Origin of the sequence: Bacteroides sp. 41_26, assembly GCF_949740115.1 — a bacterium.
GTDB classification, from domain to species: domain Bacteria; phylum Bacteroidota; class Bacteroidia; order Bacteroidales; family Bacteroidaceae; genus Bacteroides; species Bacteroides nordii.
This window is the reverse complement of sequence record NZ_CATJGZ010000123.1, coordinates 31,004-51,530: the sequence shown is the minus strand read 5'-3', so window position 1 is coordinate 51,530 and position 20,527 is coordinate 31,004. Positions and strand designations below refer to the sequence as shown.

The 20,527-nt window shown below is 39.4% G+C and carries 17 protein-coding genes; 4 read left to right on the top strand and 13 right to left on the bottom strand.

Features of this window, described 5'->3' with window-relative positions:
* Positions 1–144: 144 nt before the first annotated feature.
* Both map and QX565_RS18305 read left to right on the top strand, forming a co-directional pair.
* A complete protein-coding gene (gene map / locus QX565_RS18310; protein WP_221650177.1) occupies positions 145–999 on the top strand; it encodes a type I methionyl aminopeptidase in 855 nt (284 codons plus the stop codon).
* Between the two features lie 3 nt (positions 1,000–1,002).
* Positions 1,003–2,235 (top strand): DNA recombination protein RmuC, encoded by a 1,233-nt coding sequence (locus QX565_RS18305; protein WP_221650176.1) that lies wholly within the window; start codon positions 1,003–1,005, stop codon positions 2,233–2,235.
* A 322-nt stretch (positions 2,236–2,557) separates the two neighbouring features.
* On the opposite strand, the gene nhaA is transcribed toward QX565_RS18305, so the two are convergent.
* The 6 genes from nhaA to QX565_RS18275 form a co-directional block, all read right to left on the bottom strand.
* Positions 2,558–3,871, bottom strand: coding sequence for a Na+/H+ antiporter NhaA (gene nhaA / locus QX565_RS18300; protein ID WP_289293837.1), 1,314 nt, complete (start codon positions 3,869–3,871; stop codon positions 2,558–2,560).
* A gap of 43 nt (positions 3,872–3,914) precedes the next feature.
* A complete protein-coding gene (locus tag QX565_RS18295; RefSeq protein WP_289293835.1) occupies positions 3,915–5,093 on the bottom strand; it encodes a cation:proton antiporter in 1,179 nt (392 codons plus the stop codon).
* Between the two features lie 132 nt (positions 5,094–5,225).
* Positions 5,226–7,007, bottom strand: coding sequence for a translation elongation factor 4 (gene lepA, locus QX565_RS18290; protein WP_007485882.1), 1,782 nt, complete (start codon positions 7,005–7,007; stop codon positions 5,226–5,228).
* A 217-nt stretch (positions 7,008–7,224) separates the two neighbouring features.
* Positions 7,225–7,476, bottom strand: coding sequence for an SEC-C metal-binding domain-containing protein (locus QX565_RS18285; RefSeq protein ID WP_289293833.1), 252 nt, complete (start codon positions 7,474–7,476; stop codon positions 7,225–7,227).
* 144 nt (positions 7,477–7,620) lie between these two features.
* A complete protein-coding gene (locus QX565_RS18280) occupies positions 7,621–7,821 on the bottom strand; it encodes a winged helix-turn-helix domain-containing protein (protein WP_195350289.1) in 201 nt (66 codons plus the stop codon).
* Between the two features lie 155 nt (positions 7,822–7,976).
* The gene (locus tag QX565_RS18275) at positions 7,977–8,435 is read right to left on the bottom strand and encodes a C-GCAxxG-C-C family protein (protein WP_221650172.1); all 459 of its coding nucleotides are present in this window, start codon (positions 8,433–8,435) and stop codon (positions 7,977–7,979) included.
* A 75-nt stretch (positions 8,436–8,510) separates the two neighbouring features.
* On the opposite strand from QX565_RS18275, the gene QX565_RS18270 reads away from it, so the two are divergent.
* Positions 8,511–8,918: a secondary thiamine-phosphate synthase enzyme YjbQ gene (locus tag QX565_RS18270; RefSeq protein ID WP_221650171.1), complete on the top strand. Its 408-nt coding sequence runs from the start codon at positions 8,511–8,513 to the stop codon at positions 8,916–8,918.
* Between the two features lie 5 nt (positions 8,919–8,923).
* On the opposite strand, the gene QX565_RS18265 is transcribed toward QX565_RS18270, so the two are convergent.
* The 3 genes from QX565_RS18265 to QX565_RS18255 form a co-directional block, all read right to left on the bottom strand.
* Positions 8,924–9,688 carry an exodeoxyribonuclease III gene (locus QX565_RS18265; RefSeq protein ID WP_289293830.1) on the bottom strand — a complete coding sequence of 255 codons (765 nt, stop codon included), beginning with the start codon at positions 9,686–9,688 and terminating at the stop codon, positions 8,924–8,926.
* 54 nt (positions 9,689–9,742) lie between these two features.
* On the bottom strand, positions 9,743–10,615 hold the full coding sequence (locus QX565_RS18260; RefSeq protein ID WP_221650169.1) for a methylated-DNA--[protein]-cysteine S-methyltransferase: 873 nt from the start codon (positions 10,613–10,615) through the stop codon (positions 9,743–9,745).
* Positions 10,616–10,690: 75 nt separating this feature from the next.
* A complete protein-coding gene (locus tag QX565_RS18255; protein ID WP_221650168.1) occupies positions 10,691–11,944 on the bottom strand; it encodes an Nramp family divalent metal transporter in 1,254 nt (417 codons plus the stop codon).
* A 195-nt stretch (positions 11,945–12,139) separates the two neighbouring features.
* On the opposite strand from QX565_RS18255, the gene QX565_RS18250 reads away from it, so the two are divergent.
* On the top strand, positions 12,140–12,532 hold the full coding sequence (locus tag QX565_RS18250; protein WP_221650167.1) for a DUF8479 domain-containing protein: 393 nt from the start codon (positions 12,140–12,142) through the stop codon (positions 12,530–12,532).
* A 78-nt stretch (positions 12,533–12,610) separates the two neighbouring features.
* Here QX565_RS18250 and QX565_RS18245 read toward each other — a convergent pair whose 3' ends face one another.
* The 4 genes from QX565_RS18245 to QX565_RS18230 form a co-directional block, all read right to left on the bottom strand.
* Positions 12,611–12,856 (bottom strand): TIGR03905 family TSCPD domain-containing protein, encoded by a 246-nt coding sequence (locus QX565_RS18245; protein WP_221650166.1) that lies wholly within the window; start codon positions 12,854–12,856, stop codon positions 12,611–12,613.
* Positions 12,856–13,590: a YebC/PmpR family DNA-binding transcriptional regulator gene (locus QX565_RS18240; protein WP_221650165.1), complete on the bottom strand. Its 735-nt coding sequence runs from the start codon at positions 13,588–13,590 to the stop codon at positions 12,856–12,858. The genes QX565_RS18245 and QX565_RS18240 overlap by 1 nt, the downstream gene beginning before the upstream one ends.
* Before the next feature lie 50 nt (positions 13,591–13,640).
* Complete coding sequence (pheT, locus tag QX565_RS18235; RefSeq protein ID WP_221650164.1) at positions 13,641–16,103, bottom strand: phenylalanine--tRNA ligase subunit beta; 2,463 nt, start codon at positions 16,101–16,103, stop codon at positions 13,641–13,643.
* 89 nt (positions 16,104–16,192) lie between these two features.
* Complete coding sequence (locus QX565_RS18230; RefSeq protein ID WP_289293827.1) at positions 16,193–20,248, bottom strand: hybrid sensor histidine kinase/response regulator transcription factor; 4,056 nt, start codon at positions 20,246–20,248, stop codon at positions 16,193–16,195.
* Between the last annotated feature and the right edge of the window lie 279 nt (positions 20,249–20,527).

Genomic DNA, 20,527 nt, shown 5'->3' with positions numbered 1-20,527 from the left:
AATCTCCAAATTCTATAAACAATACCTAACCGCAAATACATTCAATCGATAAAGATCGTTATTTATCCAACCGAAAGCAATTAATTACTAATATTAATTCTCTACCTTTGTACCATTGACTGAAAGATAAAATATACAGAAACAATGAAAAAGTTCATCAAGGGCTTCCGGTTCACCCCTTCTAATTACCCGGACGAGATAGAAGATAAAATTCAAAAATACAGAAAACAAGGCATAAAACTCCCTCCACGAAAGGTACTCCGTACACCGGAACAATTGGAAGGTATACGCGAAAGTGCTAAAATCAATACTGCACTGCTGGATTATATTTCCGAGAACATTCGTGAAGGCATGTCTACAGAAGAAATCGACCGTATGGTATATGATTTCACTACCAGCCACGGTGCTACCCCTGCCCCACTCAATTATGAAGGATTCCCCAAAAGTGTATGTACGAGCATCAACGAAGTAGTATGTCACGGTATACCAAGTAAAAATGAAATTCTGAGTAGTGGAGATATTGTTAATGTAGATGTTTCAACTATCTATAAAGGATATTTCTCGGATGCCTCACGTATGTTTATGATTGGAGATGTAAATCCGGAGATGCGCCGGCTGGTACAAGTCACCAAAGAATGTATGGAAATAGGCATTGCTGCTGCGCAACCCTGGGCACGACTGGGCGATGTAGGTGCCGCTATCCAGGAACATGCCGAGAAAAACGGATATAGTGTAGTACGTGATCTTTGCGGACATGGAGTAGGTATGCAGTTTCATGAGGAACCGGATGTGGAACACTTTGGCCGCCGGGGTACAGGTATGATGATTGTTCCGGGAATGACATTTACCATAGAACCGATGATAAATATGGGTACATACGAAGTATTCATAGATGACGCGGACGGATGGACTGTCTGTACGGACGACGGAATGCCGTCGGCACAATGGGAAAACATGATTCTGATAACTGAAACCGGTAATGAAATACTGACGTATTAACTCATGGAACTGATTTTACTCATTGTCACTATCATACTACTGATTGGGCTCATCATTTTAATACTGACTAAAAATAACGGGCAGGCACAAAGTGAGCAACTGCAAACTGCTTTGCGACAGCAAATGCAGGAGAACCGTGAAGAGCTGAATCGTAGCATACGCGAACTCCGCATGGAAATGACACAAGCCCTCAATCAAAGCATGCAACAAGTACAGGATGTACTGCACAAAAATATGATGACCACCGGAGAACTGCAAAGACAGAAGTTTGATACAATGGCACGTCAGCAGGAAATGTTACTAAAATCTACAGAAAAGCGTCTGGATGACATGCGGCTCATGGTAGAAGAAAAGTTACAGAAAACGCTGAACGAACGTATCGGGCAGTCTTTTGAGATAGTCCGGTCACAGCTCGAAAATGTGCAGAAAGGATTGGGAGAAATGAAATCTCTGGCACAAGACGTAGGAGGGCTGAAAAAAGTGCTGAGCAATGTAAAAATGCGGGGCACTTTCGGTGAAGTACAATTGGGAGCATTACTGGAACAAATGATGAGTCCCGAACAATATGATGCCAATGTCAAAACGAAGAAAAGCGGAACTGAATTCGTGGAGTTCGCCATCAAGCTACCGGGTAAAGATGATGCTAACAGTACGGTATATCTTCCTATTGATGCGAAATTTCCAAAAGATGTCTACGAGCAATACTATGATGCCTTTGAAGCAGGAGATACCGCACTGATAGAATCATCCGGGAAACAACTGGAGAATACAATCAAAAAAATGGCAAAAGACATTCATGATAAATACGTTGACCCACCTTACACAACAGACTTTGCCATCCTGTTTCTGCCCTTCGAGAGCATTTACGCAGAAGTTATACGCCGCACAGCCTTAGTAGAAATGCTGCAAAAGGAATACAAAATCGTAATTACAGGACCAACCACTCTGGGTGCCATTCTAAACAGCCTGCAAATGGGCTTCCGCACACTTGCCATTCAAAAAAGAACGGGAGAAGTATGGACTGTGCTGGGAGCGGTAAAAACAGAATTCAGCAAATTTGGCGGATTACTTGAAAAAGTACAAAAGAATCTGCAAAATGCCGGTGATCAGCTGGAAGAGGTAATGGGAAAACGTACCCGTGCCATCGAAAGAAAGCTCCGGCAAGTGGAACAATTGCCACATGAAGAAAGTCAGAAAATTCTGCCTATCGATGAAAGTGAAGGAGATGACGAATAACATAAAGAAATAAGTTTTACTTACAACAAAGAAAGCCTCCCCCCTTCTTCCGCCTTATTTTTGTAAATTCTTATAAAAAATCAAATTATTGGTCGTAGAGAAACGGTTCGTTTCTCTACGACCAACGAAGTGTTCCTCGGTGTGTTTCGGGTCGATCTTCTACGAGTAAAAATAGCATCCTATAACAATCTCATAATCAACCATTTAGCAAAACACAGGTTTGTGTACTTTTCTTACTCAACTAACATATTCAGTTTTTTCATTTCTGTTTCTTTTTCTATCCACAAATATTTACAACAGCAAATAAAGTCGCAAAAAATAGTCATTTCTTCTTGGGTAATACCAGATAGAGTACAATATATCCTAAAGCACCTGCCAAAACCGTACCTGAAAGGACTCCGAATTTAGCCTGATTCAACAATATAGGATATGTGGAGCCGAATGAAAGATTAGCAATGAACAATGACACGGTAAAACCAATACCACCCAACAAAGAAACACCTGCTATATTCTTCCAATTCATACCTTCCGGCATAGGTGTCAGCCTGCTCTTAATAGCCAGCCAGGTAAAGAAATAAATCCCCAAAAACTTACCACACAGTAAACCTAAAGCTACTGCTATACTGACCTTGCCCATTACTTCTCCCCCTCCACTAAACACAACTCCTGCATTTACAAAAGCAAACAATGGTAGAATAATGTAATTGACTGCTCCATGAAGATTATCTTCCAAGGATTGTAAAGGGCTAATTACACGGTCGGAAGCAGACTCTACCTGTTTCAGCTTGGCAATTTGCTCATTAGTAAGAACAATGCTGTTTCCTTCCATAGTCGGGAATGTATTGATTATACGGCGGATACGCTCAATATACTTACCAACATGCAACTGAGGTTTGGCCGGAATTATAAAGGCAAACAGTACCCCGGCAATCGTACTATGAATACCTGATTGCAAGAAAAGATACCAGATAATAACCCCAATAATCAAAAAGAACAATTTATTGGTTGCTCCATGTTTACCGATAAAATAAAGTAGTACAAAAAGCAAAGCAGCTACCAGCAGATATCCATAAGCCACATGCGAACTATAAAAGACTGCAATAACAAGAATACCGCCAATATCATCGACCACGGCAAAAGCTGTCAGAAAAATTTTCAGACTTAACGGGACACGTTTCCCCAATAAGCTAAGCACACCCAATGAAAAAGCAATATCTGTAGCCATCGGAATGGCAAGCCCCTGTCCTTCCGGAGTGTACGAGGTACAAATAAACGAATAAATAAGAACAGGAATCAGCATACCACCACAGGCTGCAATAAACGGTAATACTGCTTTACGGAAAGAAGACAACTCTCCCACCAATAATTCACGTTTTATCTCCAACCCAACTAACAGAAAAAATACAGTCATCAACCCATCGTTAATAAACTCAATCATAGTCAGATTTTGACCTCCATGTGAAAGCAGGTTGAAACTTCCTATCCGAAAATGAAGTTCATGTGAAAGAAACTCCTGATAGGCAGGAGCCAACGGAGAATTAGCAATAATAGCAGCAGCTATGGCAGTTACAAACAACAAAATACTCGCCACAATATTCATAGCCGAGAAATTCCTCATTGAACGTAAGATAGTCATAATATGTGTGTTTTAGTTAGTATATGATTTAATATTATTTCTATTATTCCATATAGCTTCTCAAAGCTAGTTTTTTTACCCAGAGAACAAAGATTCCGGTTAATATTAAGTTCAGTACGATTGTGAGAACCGAAATAGCCAAAGCAGGCCCACCAAGATTGTAACCAAGAGCTATGAAAATAACCCCTGCTCCTACTTCACCACGGGTAAACATACCAATAGACAAAGCTAATCGCTCACTGAATTTGCGATCCCGATAGAAAAAGACGGGAAATAACTTTCCGATATTCGATAATGAAGAAACAATGAGCACATGAAGAGCAATCACTCCCCACGGCATCATCTCCTGTGAGCCGGTAACGGAATATTCTCCCGTTTGAGTCTCTGCAAAATTGACACCTATAAAATGAGGCATACTCATACCTACCAGAAACATAAACAGGAAAGAAATGCCGGTAGAAACTTTGCGTTCCATTGGGGTATCTATCTCTTTGTGCTTCATTATCATACCTAATATAAACGCAGGCAGCAACACTTCAATGTGAATACTTCCTTCTTCGCCATACAGACTTTTACTGATCAGATACAAAGATTGAGTAGCAATAAAGACAAGGGTAGAATAAAATAAAATTGCTTTCCAGTCCTGCCTCCAATTGTATTTGCTCAACTGTCTCCAGCCAAACAACAGTAACAAAAATACAATCAGAACGACAATGATCAGCTGCCAGCGTAAGCCAATCATCATAATCTGAAGGGGAATCATCAAAAGAATGGTATCAAGATCATCGAAAATGGCAAGTACCTGAATCTTTTTGTACATCCAACTTGCTTTGAGCCCAATGGCAGCCAGCATAGTAAAAAGGATACCGGCAGAAGTAGGAGCAGCAAAACGGCTCAGTAATAAGTTCTCTTTCCACGCTTCCCAACTATTCCAAAACTCCGGCGGAAGCAATACAAATATATAATAGAGGGCAATCAGCAACCAAGGCACAGCAGCCGTAGCCATTGCTATAAAATAATCTTCAGTGTAACTTTTCCAACGGGATTTATCGACTTCAAACTCCCTGCCTACATTAATCATAATGAAACCCAGACAGATATAAAGCAGTATATTGGAAATCGTCTTCACTACACCATATCCTTCTCCCACAAGCACAGGCAGGAACTGGGACAGGAAAAGACCTATTATAAGGAAAACCGAAAAAGACAGAACTTTTCTCATTTTGTATTGTACGTATTTAAGTAATTGCCAGGGAAAGCTCTGTGGACAGATGGCGATTACCTGGTGTATCTAAAACTATTAGCAGCGCTATTTGTTCAAGATACACCCTCTTTTAGCTATCATAAAAAAGAATTAATCAAGCTTCAGTACAGCAAGGAAGGCTTTCTGAGGCACCTCTACATTACCGATCTGCTTCATACGTTTCTTTCCTTTTTTCTGTTTTTCAAGCAACTTACGTTTACGGCTGATATCACCACCATAACATTTTGCAGTCACATCCTTACGAACCGCTTTTATCGTTTCGCGGGCTATAATCTTAGCACCGATAGCTGCCTGGATAGCAATTTCAAACTGCTGTCTGGGAATCAGTTCCTTCAACTTCTCGCACATACGGCGCCCCATATCGTAAGCATTATCAAAATGGGTCAGTGTAGAAAGCGCATCAACAGATTCTCCGTTCAGCAAAATATCCAGTTTTACGAGCTTAGACGGACGGAAACCATCCGGATGATAATCAAAAGAAGCATATCCTTTGGAAATACTTTTCAGTCGATCGTAGAAATCGATCACAATCTCACCCAAAGGCATGTTATAATATATTTCTACACGATTGCCGGAAATATATTCCTGCTTAATCAGCTCACCGCGTTTGCCCAAACAAAGGGTCATAATAGGACCGATATAGTCGGTAGTGGTGATAATGGATGACTTGATATACGGTTCTTCAATACGATCTATCATTGTAGGATCGGGCATACCACCAGGGTTGTGCACCTCAGTCATGTTTCCCTGCTTGTCGTAGATATTATAAGAAACGTTTGGCACGGTAGTAATCACATTCATGTCGAACTCACGATCAAGACGTTCCTGCACAATCTCCATATGAAGCAGCCCCAGGAATCCGCAACGGAATCCAAAGCCTAAAGCTAATGAAGATTCCGGCTGGAAAGTAAGAGAAGCATCGTTCAGCTGCAATTTCTCCAAAGAAGCACGCAGGTCTTCAAACTCTTCGGCCTCAATAGGATATACACCGGCAAATACCATTGGTTTTACTTCTTCAAACCCATCAATTGCTCTGTCACAAGGACGGGCAATATGTGTGATAGTATCACCTACCTTTACTTCTTTGGAAGTCTTAATACCCGAAATGATATATCCTACATCTCCGGTACGTAATTCCTTACGCGGAACCATATCCATCTTGAGAACTCCGATTTCGTCGGCTGCATATTCTTTTCCGGTATTAAAAAATTTCACCTTATCACCGGAACGAATCACTCCGTTTACTATTTTGAAGTAAGCAATGATTCCGCGGAAAGAATTAAATACAGAGTCAAAAATCAATGCCTGCAACGGTGCTTCATCATCTCCCTGCGGATGAGGTATACGCTCAATAACAGCAGCGAGTATTTCCTCTACTCCCATACCCGTCTTTCCGGATGCACGTATGATTTCATCACGTTTACAGCCCAGCAACTCAACGATTTCGTCTTCTACTTCTTCGGGCATGGCACTTGCCATATCGCATTTATTAATGACAGGAATAATTTCCAGATCATGTTCAATGGCCATATAAAGATTCGAGATTGTCTGCGCCTGTACTCCCTGCGAAGCATCTACAATGAGTAATGCACCTTCACAAGCAGCAATAGAACGGGAAACTTCATACGAGAAGTCCACATGTCCCGGAGTATCAATTAAATTCAGAATATACTTTTCGCCTTTATATGTATACTCCATCTGTATGGCATGGCTCTTAATGGTGATACCTCTCTCCTTTTCCAGATCCATATCATCCAGCATCTGGCCTGCGGTCACCTGTATGGTGTTGGTGAATTCCAACAGACGATCTGCTAACGTTGATTTACCGTGGTCAATATGAGCAATAATGCAAAAATTACGTATATTCTTCATTCTAAAACAACTATCTAATTATAAATAAGAACTTTATGATAAAAGAAGGATACTCTCGTAAAACATTCGTAAAACAAATGACAATATACAATAAATAACAACTCTTTTATTGGGCACAAAGATAATGAAAAATATGAGGTTTTAAAAGCTATTTTTTAATAACTCCAAAGGACTAAGTGTACTACTGTAATAAAACAAAAAGACAACTAAAACAAGGCTATCTTCCATGACAATTCTTATATTTCTTGCCGCTTCCACATGGACATAAATCATTTCGACTTATTATTCTTGATGCAGTTTTTTCTTGGATATCTTCAGAATTCTTATCTTGCAATGTTACTTTATTTTTTTCCATAGAACTTATAAAAGTAGAAACAGAAGTTTTTTTTAACTTTTCATTCGAGTCTTCTATTTTTTTTTGAACTAACTCTAAATATTTACCATTTGGATATTTTATCAAATACTCCATACTGGAAGTTAGAAAATCCGTACCAGATTCATATCATTTGCCTTTATTTACAATAAAATTTTGCGAATCATCTACATAAAAAAATGCGCTGATAACATTCAGAAATGTATCAACGCATTTTTTATGGGTAAGTGATTTACTCTCTTAGTTCAATTTAATGAAAAGTTCACCTTCAATTTCCTGAGTAGAAACTTTGTCTTCTCTTAGCAACCAACCAAGACCCAAGAACAAGTCTTTGTCTACCAGCTTAGTTACTTTCTTGATTTGCTTAGCGGTCAGACCTTCTGTACCGTCCAGTGCATTCCAGATTTTACCTGCAATTTCACCTGCTTTTTCTTTCAACATTTGCTTTAGAAATTTTAGTTAAACATGATGTAAAAACTTACAGCCTCTCAGCTTTCAGGTTTTATTTCAGCTGCAAATATAGTTATATTTATGTTATATAACACTTTATTAGGCATTTTTTTACATAATCTGTAATAAAAACGGCTTTTTAAAAGCTATTTCAGATGTTTTTCGAGATATTCTGCCCAAATTCGGGCAGCCTCTTCTACCATCCTGGAACACGGACGTTTAGCATAATATTGCTCAGTTCTTTCTTCAGGAACTGATGACAAAAGAGGTTTCTTCTTCAAACCTAATAGTTCGCCACAGTTCAATGAACCATTCCTTTTCCTGAACTCAGCAGCAAGTTCCTGTACCAAAGCATAATTAGCAGCTTTCCCTTCTTTATCGGCTCCGTCAGTTGCCCCTGTTTCCAGTCCGGCCAGCAGAAACATACCGCAAGCAGCACCACAAGTTTCTCTCATACGGCCAATTCCCCCTCCGAAAGAGGCTGACATACGAAAAGCCTGTTCTTCGGTAAATCCATACATATCAGCAAAAGCAGCCACTACAGACTGAGAACAATTATAACCGCTCTTGAAAAGTTCAACGGCACGTTGTATTCTATCTTCCATTTTTGTTTCTATTATTTATTTGTGCAAAAGTATAAAAAAGTATCTTTGCAGGCATAACTAAAATGCAGTAATATAATGGCTACAACCTTTGATATACAATTGCCACACTACTCACGTGGTTTTCATCTGATAACCCGTGACATTGTATCACATTTACCTGAGCTCCCCGAAAATGGATTGCTTGTAGTGTTTATCAAACATACTTCAGCAGGAATTACAATCAATGAAAATGCAGATCCGGATGTCCGTAAAGACTTCCAGACCTTCTTTAATAAGTTGGTTCCGGATGGAGCACCTTACTTCATTCATACCCTGGAAGGACCAGACGATATGAGTGCACATATTAAAGCGTCATTAATTGGCAGTTCAGTCACAATCCCCATCAAGAACCACAAGTTAAACCTGGGTACCTGGCAGGGAATTTATCTGTGTGAGTTTCGTGACGGAGGAGACAGTCGGAAACTAAGCATTAGTGTACTCTAATGTAATCAGTCCTTTACTTCCAACACCATCGGACAATGATCAGAGTGTACCGCTTCATTCAATATACAGGCACTCTTCAGCATCGGGCGTACAGGTTCACTTACCATACAGTAGTCTATACGCCACCCTTTATTCTTTGCACGTGAATTGAAGCGATAACTCCACCAGGTGTACTCTTGCTTTTCGGGATACAATGTGCGGAAAGAATCAACAAAACCAGCAGAAAGAAAGCGAGTCATCCATTCCCGTTCCTCTGGTAAGAAACCGCTATTCGTAGCATTACGGACAGGATCATGGATATCTATCGCTTCATGACAGATATTGTAATCTCCGCAAAGAATCAAATTGGGACGGGACTTTTGCAATTCTGTTACATATTTCTGAAAAGCTTCCAGCCATACCATTTTGAATGCCTGCCGTTCATCACCACTCGTCCCTGAAGGATGATATACACTCACAACTGATAAATCACCAAAATCGGCACGAATAAAACGTCCCTCATTATCATACTCTTCGATTCCCATTCCATATTCCACATGATCGGGTTCACGACGGGTAAGGATAGCTACACCACTGTAGCCTTTCTTTTGTGCTGAATATAAATAGCCCTTATATCCCAATGCCTCAAAAGCTTCTCCGGGATATTGTTCTGGTTGCAATTTGGTTTCCTGCAAACAAAGTACATCCGGCTGTTCTTGTGCCAACCACTTAGGCAAACCTTTTGAAACTGCGGCACGCAAGCCATTCACATTATAAGTTATTATCTTCATAAGATGTTTATATTTACAATCGAGAATCCTGAGTTCACAAGATTTCTACGAATATTAGTTATCAGTCATTAGACGATTTCTTTGTTCTTCTATCTTAGCGGCTTCCCATCCTATCATAGCAGTTTTGCGAGTCAATCCCCAATGGTACCCTCCCAAGGCACCGGTAGAGCGAATGACACGGTGACAAGGAATTAAGAATGCTACCGGATTGTCTCCTACTGCTGTTCCTACAGCACGGGATGAACCGGGACTATCCAGATAGTTAGCAATGTCTCCATAGGTGGTCAATGTTCCCATTGGTATCTTCAGTAACGCCTCCCAAACCTTCAATTGAAATTCCGTACCACGCAAATGTAGCTTTACCTCATTGAGATTTGTCCAGTCCATAGAAAAAACAGCAAGGGCACGTTCCTGAAATTCATCGGGATGCTTCTCGAACGTAGCGAACGGAAAGTGATGTCCCAGTTCTGCCAATGCCTGTTCCCGATCGTCACAAAAAGTCATATAACATACTCCTTTGGAAGTAGATGCGACTAATATTTCACCAAAAAGAGTTTTGGCAAAACGATAGTTTATGGTCAATCCTCTGCCACCAACTTTATATTCTCCGGGAGTCATTCCTTCAATATGAATAAAAAGTTCGTGCAATCGCCCCGTCCCCGAAAGCCCGGTTTCAAAAGCAGCATCAAAAATACTTCCCTGCCCTTCTTTCAAGATTCTCTTAGCACGATTTACACTGATATATTGCAGGAATTTCTTCGGACTCACTCCTACCCATTCTGTAAATAGCCGCTGAAAATGATAAATACTTACATTCGCCTCCTCCGCTATATCAAATAACGAAGGCTGCTCCTGGTAGTTTCGGGTAATATACTCAATGGCGTCTGCCACGCGGGCAAAATTAATCTCGTCTTGTTTATTACTCATAATTATTAAGTTTTACCGGGTAAAATTAGTACTACCATTCAGCAATGGCAACCTGTTTCTTGCTATCTTATCTTTTCAGGAAAACAACAACATGATATTCAATACAGATACTACTACTGCAATAGCATAAAGCACAAATGTACTCCAACGACTATTCACATAATTGCCCATTACTTTCCGCGAAGAAGTTAACCCGACTTGCAAAAATACAGTAAACGGCAATTGAATACTCAACACCATCTGTGATATAATCAATCCTTTGAAAGGATCACCAATAAAAAATATCAGTAGCAAAGCAATACCTAAAGAGAGAATAACGCCCACCTGTGAATGACTATCCTTTATATGATACGATTCACCAAAGATCCCCGCAAAAATAGATCCGGCAGCCATTCCACTGGTTATGGTAGAAGAAATTCCCGCCATCAACAGAGCCAAAGCAAACACAATAGCGGCATTACTGCCTAACAAAGGCTCTAATAATGATTTTGCCTGCTGCAACTCCTCTACCTGTATTCCACTTTTAAAAAAAGTAGCAGCAGCAAGCAGAATCATCGCACTATTAATGGCCCATCCGACGATCATTGAAAAAAGTGTATCGAATAATTCATATTTAAGAACCTTCCGGATAGAAGTATCATCTTGCTTATTATATTCATGGCTTTGTATCACCTCCGAATGAAGAAACAGATTGTGAGGCATTACTACCGCTCCAAGCACACTCATAATGATAAGCATACTCCCTTTCGGAATGGCAGGCGTCACCCAACCTTGCGCAGCTAACGGCCAGTCTATATCTACAAGAAACAACTCATAAATAAACGAAAGTCCAATAACAGACACAAAAGCAATAATAGAACGTTCTATCTTTTTATAGGAATTGGTAAATAACATAACAGAAACGAAAGCCGTGGTCAATACAGCTCCCCAGATTATAGGGATATCAAGCAGCATCTCCAATGCAATGGCCCCCCCAAGAATCTCAGCCAACGAAGTAGATATAGAAGCTAATACAGCCGTCCCAAGGATAGGACGTGATACCCATTTGGGGGCATATTGAGTAGCAGCCTCTGACAAACAAAGTCCGGTTACAATACCCAAATGCGCTACATTATGCTGAAGTACGATTAACATGATGGTAGACAGCGTTACTACCCATAATAAGGAGTAACCAAACTCAGAACCAGCGGCAAAGTTAGAAGCCCAGTTACCCGGGTCGATAAATCCTACAGTGACAAGTAAGCCGGGACCGATATATCTGAACACATCCAGTCCCCCTAAATAGCGTTTATGGTCTTTACGCTTTAAATCCTTAAATATATTCCGCATAATAAAGTTCTGTTCTTTTTTCTTTAATGTTTGCACAAAATTACGATTAAATGCTATCAAAAACAATGTTTAATCTGGTTTTGTTGAAAGGTAGCAATCTACCTTAATGATAATAAATAAAACAATCCAGCCGTTTGTTCTGTTCATCAAAAACCCTTATCTTTGAACGTTATTTAATTTAAAATAAGACATTATATGAAAAAAATCCTCTCAGCAGTTTGCCTTACTGTACTTACATTAACCTCTTGCCAGCAGGCAAAACAAAAAGTATTCGAGATTGCTTCTCAAGAAGTAAATAAACAATGTCCTATGACTATAGACGAAATGACAAGAATGGACAGTACCAGTTACACAGGTGGTGATAACACATTTACCTACTATTATACCCTCACGGGTACTGCTGATGATCCTACTATTGCAGAGGCTACTCAAAAGCAATTGGCAGAAAGTCTTCCGGAAATTATCAAAAACACGGATGATCTTAAAATATACAGAGAAATGGATGTAACTATGCTGTATGTCTATCTATCAGACAAGACTCATCAAGAGCTGTTTCGTGTTAAGATAACACCGGATCTGTACAAATAAAAAAAAAGAATTTCTATCAAATAAAAACGGAGGCACTTAAAAATAGTGTCTCCGTTTTTATTTGATGCTATATTAATTTCAATATCCCATTTCGTGCAATGCTTTGCATAACTGATCGGGACAGGAAGTTGGACGGCCACTACACCGGATACCCTCCAGTCTGGTAATCACCTCCTCTACTTTCATCCCCTTCACTAAACGGGAAACTCCCTGTAAGTTACCATTACATCCACCCCAATAGGCCACTTCTTTCAGAATACCATTCTCTACATCGAGTTCAATATTCGTACTACAAGTACCCTGGGTTCTATAGACATACTTCATTATTCTCCGTCCTCAGGCGCCGGTTTCATATTAGTATATACATTCTGAACATCCTCGTCATCTTCAAGGCGTTCTACCATCTTATCAATAGTAGCACGTTGTTCGTCATTCAGTTCTTTTTCGTCATTCGGAATACGGGTAAATTCTGCAGCCTTTACCTCAAAACCATTGTCTTCAAGATATTTCTGAATCTGAGCAAATGATTTAGGATCACCATAAATTGTGATTTCTTCCTCATCCTCATCATATTCATCCTCTACTCCGTAATCGATCAGTTCAAGAATCAGTTCATCCATTTCCAATCCTTCTTTCTTGGCAATAGTGAACATAGATTTCCAACTGAACATAAAATCGAGGCTACCGGAAGTACCCAATGTTCCACCAAATTTATTGAAAACACTACGTACATTAGCTACAGTACGGGTAGTATTATCAGTTGCAGTTTCTACAAATACAGCAATACCAAATGGACCATATCCTTCATAATTCATTTCTTTATAGTCCTTCTGATCTTTACCCATTGCATTTTTGATAGCGCGTTCCACGTTATCCTTCGGCATATTCTCACGTTTTGCAGTAGCAACAACTGCACGCAGGTGCGGATTATTTTCAGGATCCGGCCCACCGGCTTTTACAGCAATAGCAATCTGTTTACCTATTCTCGTAAATGTACGGGCCATATTACCCCATCTTTTCAGCTTGGTAGCTTTTCTATATTCGAACGCTCTTCCCATTGGTCTATATTTTAATTATTAATTTTAAATTATTAATTTCCACAAGATTTCTATCTCAGTTTCGCATTTAGCTTTTCTTCCAGATTCTTCACTAGCTTAGACATGATTTTGTCAATCATCTTATCGTTAAGTGTCTGTGACTCGTCCTGCAACAAGAAACTCACTGCATACGATTTCTTACCGGCTTCCAGATTCTTACCTTCGTACACATCGAAAAGTTCTACCTCTTTCAAAAGTTTCTTCTCTGTTTCATACGCTATCTTTTCAATCTCAGCAAACTGAACATTCTTATCAAGCAACAATGCAAGGTCACGTTTCACAGCCGGAAATTTGGATATTTCCTTGTAACTGATCTTCACTGAACGAATAGCTTTCATCAGTTCTTTCCAGTCAAAATCAGCATAATACACTTCATTATCAATATCAAATGCTTTCAGCAACTTCTTCGTTACGACACCAAATGTAGCCAAACGTTTTCCACCCTTTGTATTAACAGAAAGAGCAGCTGCAAATATATCATCAGTCAGATTACCCACTACAAGATTGTGTAAATCAAGTCCCAGACGTTTCAGTATATTCTCTACATAAGCCTTTAACTCATACACCGAACTGTTTTCATCTGCATGCGCCCATGAGTTTGAAACTCTCTTGCCTGTCACCCATAACCCAAGGTGATAATCTTCCGCATATGCAGCCAATGTCTTTTCCGGATTCTTCTTATCGGCATCAAAGTAATAACAATTACCGAATTCAAAGAATTTCAAATCGGCATTCTTACGATTGGCATTATGAGCAATACTCTCAAGACCACCAAATAACAATGTCTGACGCATACTGTTCAAATCAGCACTCAACGGATTCATCAACATTACCAGATGATTAGAGGGATAAGTTTCCAATCCATCATAGTAGGCAGCACGAGTCAAAGAGTTATTCAATATTTCATTAAACCCGCAACCAACCAATTGTTCAGCAACCAAATTTTGTAATTTGTTTGATTTATCCGCATCACCTTTAGTTGTCAGGCTGGACTTCAATGTAGAAGGAATTTCCACATTATTGTATCCATAGATACGAAGGATGTCTTCAATCACATCACAATCACGTTGCACATCTACACGATAAGGAGGAACAGCCAATGTCAAACCTTCAACTGTTTCATTTGTAATCTTCATCTCCAGACTGGATACAATACTTTTAATTGTTTCCACCGGAATTACTTTGCCCACCAACGAATATATTTTCTCATACGCAAGCTCGACTACAAAATCCTGTGCAGGTGCAACGCAAATATCTTTAATCTCACTGGAGATTGTACCTCCCGCCAGTTCTTTCACCAACAAGGCAGCCAGTTTCAGACAGTAGATAGTAATATTAGGATCGATACCTCTTTCAAAGCGGAACGAAGCATCAGTATTTAAACCATGACGACGGGCTGTCTTACGCACCCATGTAGGATGAAAATAAGCACTTTCGATAAATACATCTGTTGTAGTTTCTGTAGAGCCGGAATCCAATCCGCCGAATACACCGGCAATGCACATAGCTTCTTCCTTATTGCAGATCATCAGGTCACGTTCATTCAACTTACGTTCCACACCATCCAATGTCACAAAAGGAGTACCTTCAGGCATTGTTTTCACAATTACTTCCCCACCCTTGATTTTATCTGCATCAAAGCAGTGCAACGGTTGTCCGAAAGCATGAACAATATAATTGGTGATATCTACTACATTATTAATAGGCCGCACACCAATGAGGTGAAGTTTATTCTGCAACCATTCCGGGCTTTCTTTCACAGTCACACCCTTTACAGTCACACCGGCATAGCGAGGACATGCTTCACTATTCTCTACTGTTACCTTAATATCAAGATCATGATTTTCTACGGCAAAAGCCTCTACTGATGGGCGCTGTAATGTAGCCTGTTTACCATTCTGAATAAGATAAGCATACAGATCACGAGCCACACCGTAATGAGAACAAGCATCTGCACGATTTGGAGTGATATCTACTTCAAGTACGTAATCACTCTTTACATTATAGTAATCTTTGGCCAACGTACCCGGAACAGCATCTTCCGGCAATACAATGATACCGTCGTGGGAGGTTCCGATACCAATTTCATCCTCTGCACAGATCATCCCGATAGATTCCACACCACGGATTTTTGATTTCTTTATAGTAAAGCATTCATCACCGTCATAAAGTTTCGTACCTAATGTGGCAACTACTACTTTTTGTCCGGCAGCTACATTAGGAGCTCCGCACACAATCTGAGTAGGTTCCCCATTTCCCAGATTTACTGTGGTGATGTGTAAGTGGTCTGAATTAGGATGCTCCACACATGTCAGCACTTCGCCAATCACGAGTCCTTCCAAACCTCCTTTAATGGTTTGAACTTCTTCCACGCCCCCTGTTTCCAGTCCGATGGAAGTAAGCGCAGCAGCTACTTCATCAGGTGTCAGATCGAAGTTAACATACTCTTTCAGCCAGTTATAAGAGATATTCATATCATTAAGTTTTTATTGTTTCCAAAAAGATTCGCAAAGTTAATAAGTTTTTTTGGTTGGCAGGGAATTAATATGTAGAAAATTAACTTTCACCACTTTCCTTTGCTATATTCTCCCGGCGAACAACCTACATATTTCTTAAAGCTGGTTGTGAAATAAGAAGGACTGCTGAAACCCACCATTACACTAATTTCTGCAACAGTATAACGCCCTTCTTTCAGCAAAGCACACGCTCTGTTAAAACGTATTTTTCGTACAAAATCAGTGGTAGACTCTCCTGTGATAGCCTTCATTTTCAAGTGTAATGCAGTGCGCCCCATTCCCATCTCAGAAGTAAAATCTTCTGTTAAGAATTCCGGATTACTCATATTGGCTTCAACAACATCCACTGCCTTTTTCAGGAAAGCCTCATCCAATGCATTAAAAGTCATTTTATGCGGATCAACTTCCAATGACTTTGCATAATGATCAAGAATGCGATAACGGGCACGTATAAAGTTCTGTATCTTCAGTATAAGTATACCCATCACAAAAGGCTTAGGGATATAATCGTCTGCTCCTGTCTGTAAACCTTCTAATTGATGTTCGATTTCTGTTTTTGCAGTTAACATCAACACAAAAATATGACACGTACGAATATTCCTTTTTATCAGTTTTGTTAACTTCACCCCGTCCATTACAGGCATCATTACATCTGTAATGACTACATCTACCTCTTGTTCATTCAGGAGCTTCCATGCTTCCTCTCCGTTAGTAGCTTCACAAACCTCAAATAAGCCTCTTAGTTCTTCCGCCAAATATCGTCTGATATCTTCATTATCTTCAACAATAAGTACTCTTTCTTTCTGCTTAATGGTATCCTTTGTATCAGTATCTGTTTCTTTCTCATTTATCTCTTTCACCTCATACTGAACACCATCCGGCAATACATTGCCCTTTTCTAGCATTGCTTGTTCTGCTTCGTCCGACATCCACTCGTCTTCTCTGTATACAACTATATTTTGCGGAATATATACCGAGAACACAGAACCTTTCCCCACCTCACTCTCCAAAGTGATTGTTCCATGATGAAGTTCTATCAGTTTTTTAACCAGGGATAATCCGATTCCACTTCCGTTTCCACCCTCGTGAACCTGATAAAAACGCTCAAAAATCTTCTTCTGATTCTCTTGAGTAATCCCTATCCCGGTATCAACAACCTGCAATAGCAAACAATTATTCTGTTCACGTACCTTTACCGTAATACTTCCACCATCACCTGTATATTTAAAAGCATTAGAAAGCAGGTTGTTTGTTATCAATTCCAGATATCTGGCATCAAAGATCCACTCATCATCATTTATCTCAATATATAGATTATAATCTATTTTCCGACTACGTGCCAACCGTTCAAAAGACATAAACGTATCACTTATCAACCGACAGACATTCCCTTTTTGTACTTTAAGGTGGAAAACTCCCAATTCAGCCTGACGATAATTCATTAACTGGTTCACCAGACGTAGCATTTTTTGTCCACTTTTCTGGGCATATTTCAATTGTGTACGAGTCCACTGATCGTCAATTCGGGCAAGTACTTCATGCAAAGGTGCAAGAATAAGAGTCAGTGGCGTACGTAGTTCATGAGACATATTAATAAAAAAGTGTATCTTCATCTGATTCAACTCTTCTTGCCTTTCCTTATCTTTTCTTTCCTGTTCTATCTGTGCCTGCATTATTTTGCGTTGCCAAAAGTAACGAAAGACAAAAGCCACTACTGTCAAAGCAAGAATAATAAACAGCAAAATGGCCCACCAGGTTTTATACCACACAGGCAACACTACAATCTCCAGCCGGGTGGGCTGTTCATTCCACCTCCCATCATTATTGGCAGCCTTTACAAGAAAATGATAAGTCCCGTCGGGAAGATTTGTATAAGACACTGTTCTTCTGTCTGAAGATATGTACCACTGCTTATCATATCCTTTCAACTGATAAGCAAACGTATTATGTTCTCCCGAAATGTAGTTAGAGACTACAAAATCTATAGAGAATGAAGATTGTGAGGATGTAAGTGTTATCTTGTCCGTCTCACTTATATTTTTCTGTAAAATACCCGTCTCATCATCCGGACGAATAGAACTTCCAAATAACTGAAAATCTGTAATCATCACCGATGGTGTATAAGGATTATCCATCAGTTTTTCCGGAATAAATGTCGTTATTCCCTTAATACCTCCAAAATACATTTGTCCATCCGATGCATGACAACAAGATAGCATATTGAATTGATTATTCTGCAAGCCGTCTACTCCCGTATAGTTCCTGAAGATTTCCGTTTCAGTATCCAAACAACTCAATCCTCTGTTAGAGCTTATCCATAACCGACCGAAAGTATCTTCCATAACTCCACAGATCACATCATTAAACAGTCCGTTCCGCTTCGTATAACAATTCACCTGCCCGGTATTATCATTATATTTATACAACCCTTCCCTGCTTCCAATCCAGAATATCCCATCATGTACTTCATATACACAAGTAATATAACTGTCATTCAATGGCGAATCTTTTGGTATAACGTATTGCAACTGTAATTCTTCTCCTATTTGACGATAGACCTGCAATCCATTTTCCCCTCCCATCCATATTCTTTGTTTCGAATCTCTGAACAAAACCCTGATCCGTCTACTCTGGAAAGGAGTACCATCTTTCTGCCTTGAAACAGCTACAGACTTTCTCTCTTTAATCCGAAATCTGGCCAAAGTATTTAGTGTTCCGATCCATAAAGCATCTTCTCCATCAGGAATAATGGCATACACATTCTCGTCTGAAAGTCCACTGTTGTAATATTCCATCTTACCCGATCTCCGATGAAGAACAGCTAATCCGCCTGCATGTGCTCCAATAAAAACCAGATCATTCTTTTCATCAATATAAATAGCCTTGATATTATTGGCACTGACCTTCTGATTGTTTTTTTCTACTTTCAGGGAATAAGAAGTGAACTTTTGGGTTGTTGTATTATAGAAATTCAGTCCGCCACCGTCGGTACCAATCCATAAATTCGATTCAGCATCTTCCACTATACAATTGACAACATCGCTACTCAATGAATTCTGAAACGGAATATGCTTCATATTACGAAAACGGTTTTTCAAAGGATGGTAATAGTTCACCCCTCCCCAGAAAGTCCCCAGCCACATCCCCCCTTGTATATCCCTAAAAATACAGCGAACTGAGCTTTGAGAAATACTTTCGGGTTGTACAGGATTATTTTTATAAGAAGTAAACGAGTCATTCTCTTCATCATAGATAGATAACGCATCAAACGTTCCTACCCACAAGCGATTCTGCTCATCGGACCTTAACGCGCGAACATAATTCGATGCTAAACTCCGTTTATCAGACGATATATGCCGGTAGTTTTTCCTCTCTCCTGTAAGAGGGTTTATCTTATACAATCCTTCTCCTTCAGTCCCTACCCACAAACAATCGGCAGCACTTTTCCAAACCGTATTAACCAGTCTTTTATTAAACGGGCCATACACTAAACTTAGTTTAGATTCTGTCGGACAATACGTAAACAAACCTTCCCGGGCACCTACATATATAATCCCATCTTGTTTCATCAACATCGAAAGTAACATGGGACCTTCAATATGGGACAATGACACCTCTTTAAAAGAAGTTTCTTTTATATCAAACAAAAACAAAGCTCTTTTCGTAATCAAAAGTAAATGGTCCGGATCTGCTTCCACAATTTTCATAAACTCTTGCCTCTGTCCCTCCTTTAAATATTCAAAATTTATGAAATAATCTTTCTCTTCGTTGTAATACGACAAACCGTTTCTTGTGGTAACCCAGATTCTTCCTTTACTGTCAATCAGAATAGAGTGAGCAATGTTATTTGCTATAGAAGTACTATCTGTTACATCATGTTGAAACACGGTACAAGTATATCCATTATATCTATTCACTCCATCATTAGTGACAAACCACATATTTCCTTTTGTATCCTGAGTTATATCAAAAACAGTGTTTTGGGAAAGACCCTTTTCTGATCCGATATGTGTAAATACGACCTCATTCATATCTACTGCCGAATGGAGAGAAGCCGAGAAAAGAAGAAGAAAGATTAATAGCAAACTGTTTTTTCTTATCATAGTATTATTACCAGTGAATAGTGTGACACAAATATATAGATTTACAACGGAAATAAGAAATATATCTTGCTCTGAATGGCTTTAATTTAAGTTCAATAACATTCTTCTGAAGTATCCAATGAACGCATCATTTGTTAATATCTTTAATCGTTTTTTAACGCTTTGGCTTTACTTTACAAGGTTGTACACTTATACCATACTAAAGTGTACAACCTTGTCTACCTTAAACCAGGAGGTTGATATTCGCTATAAATCAAGCAATTATACAACAAAAACATT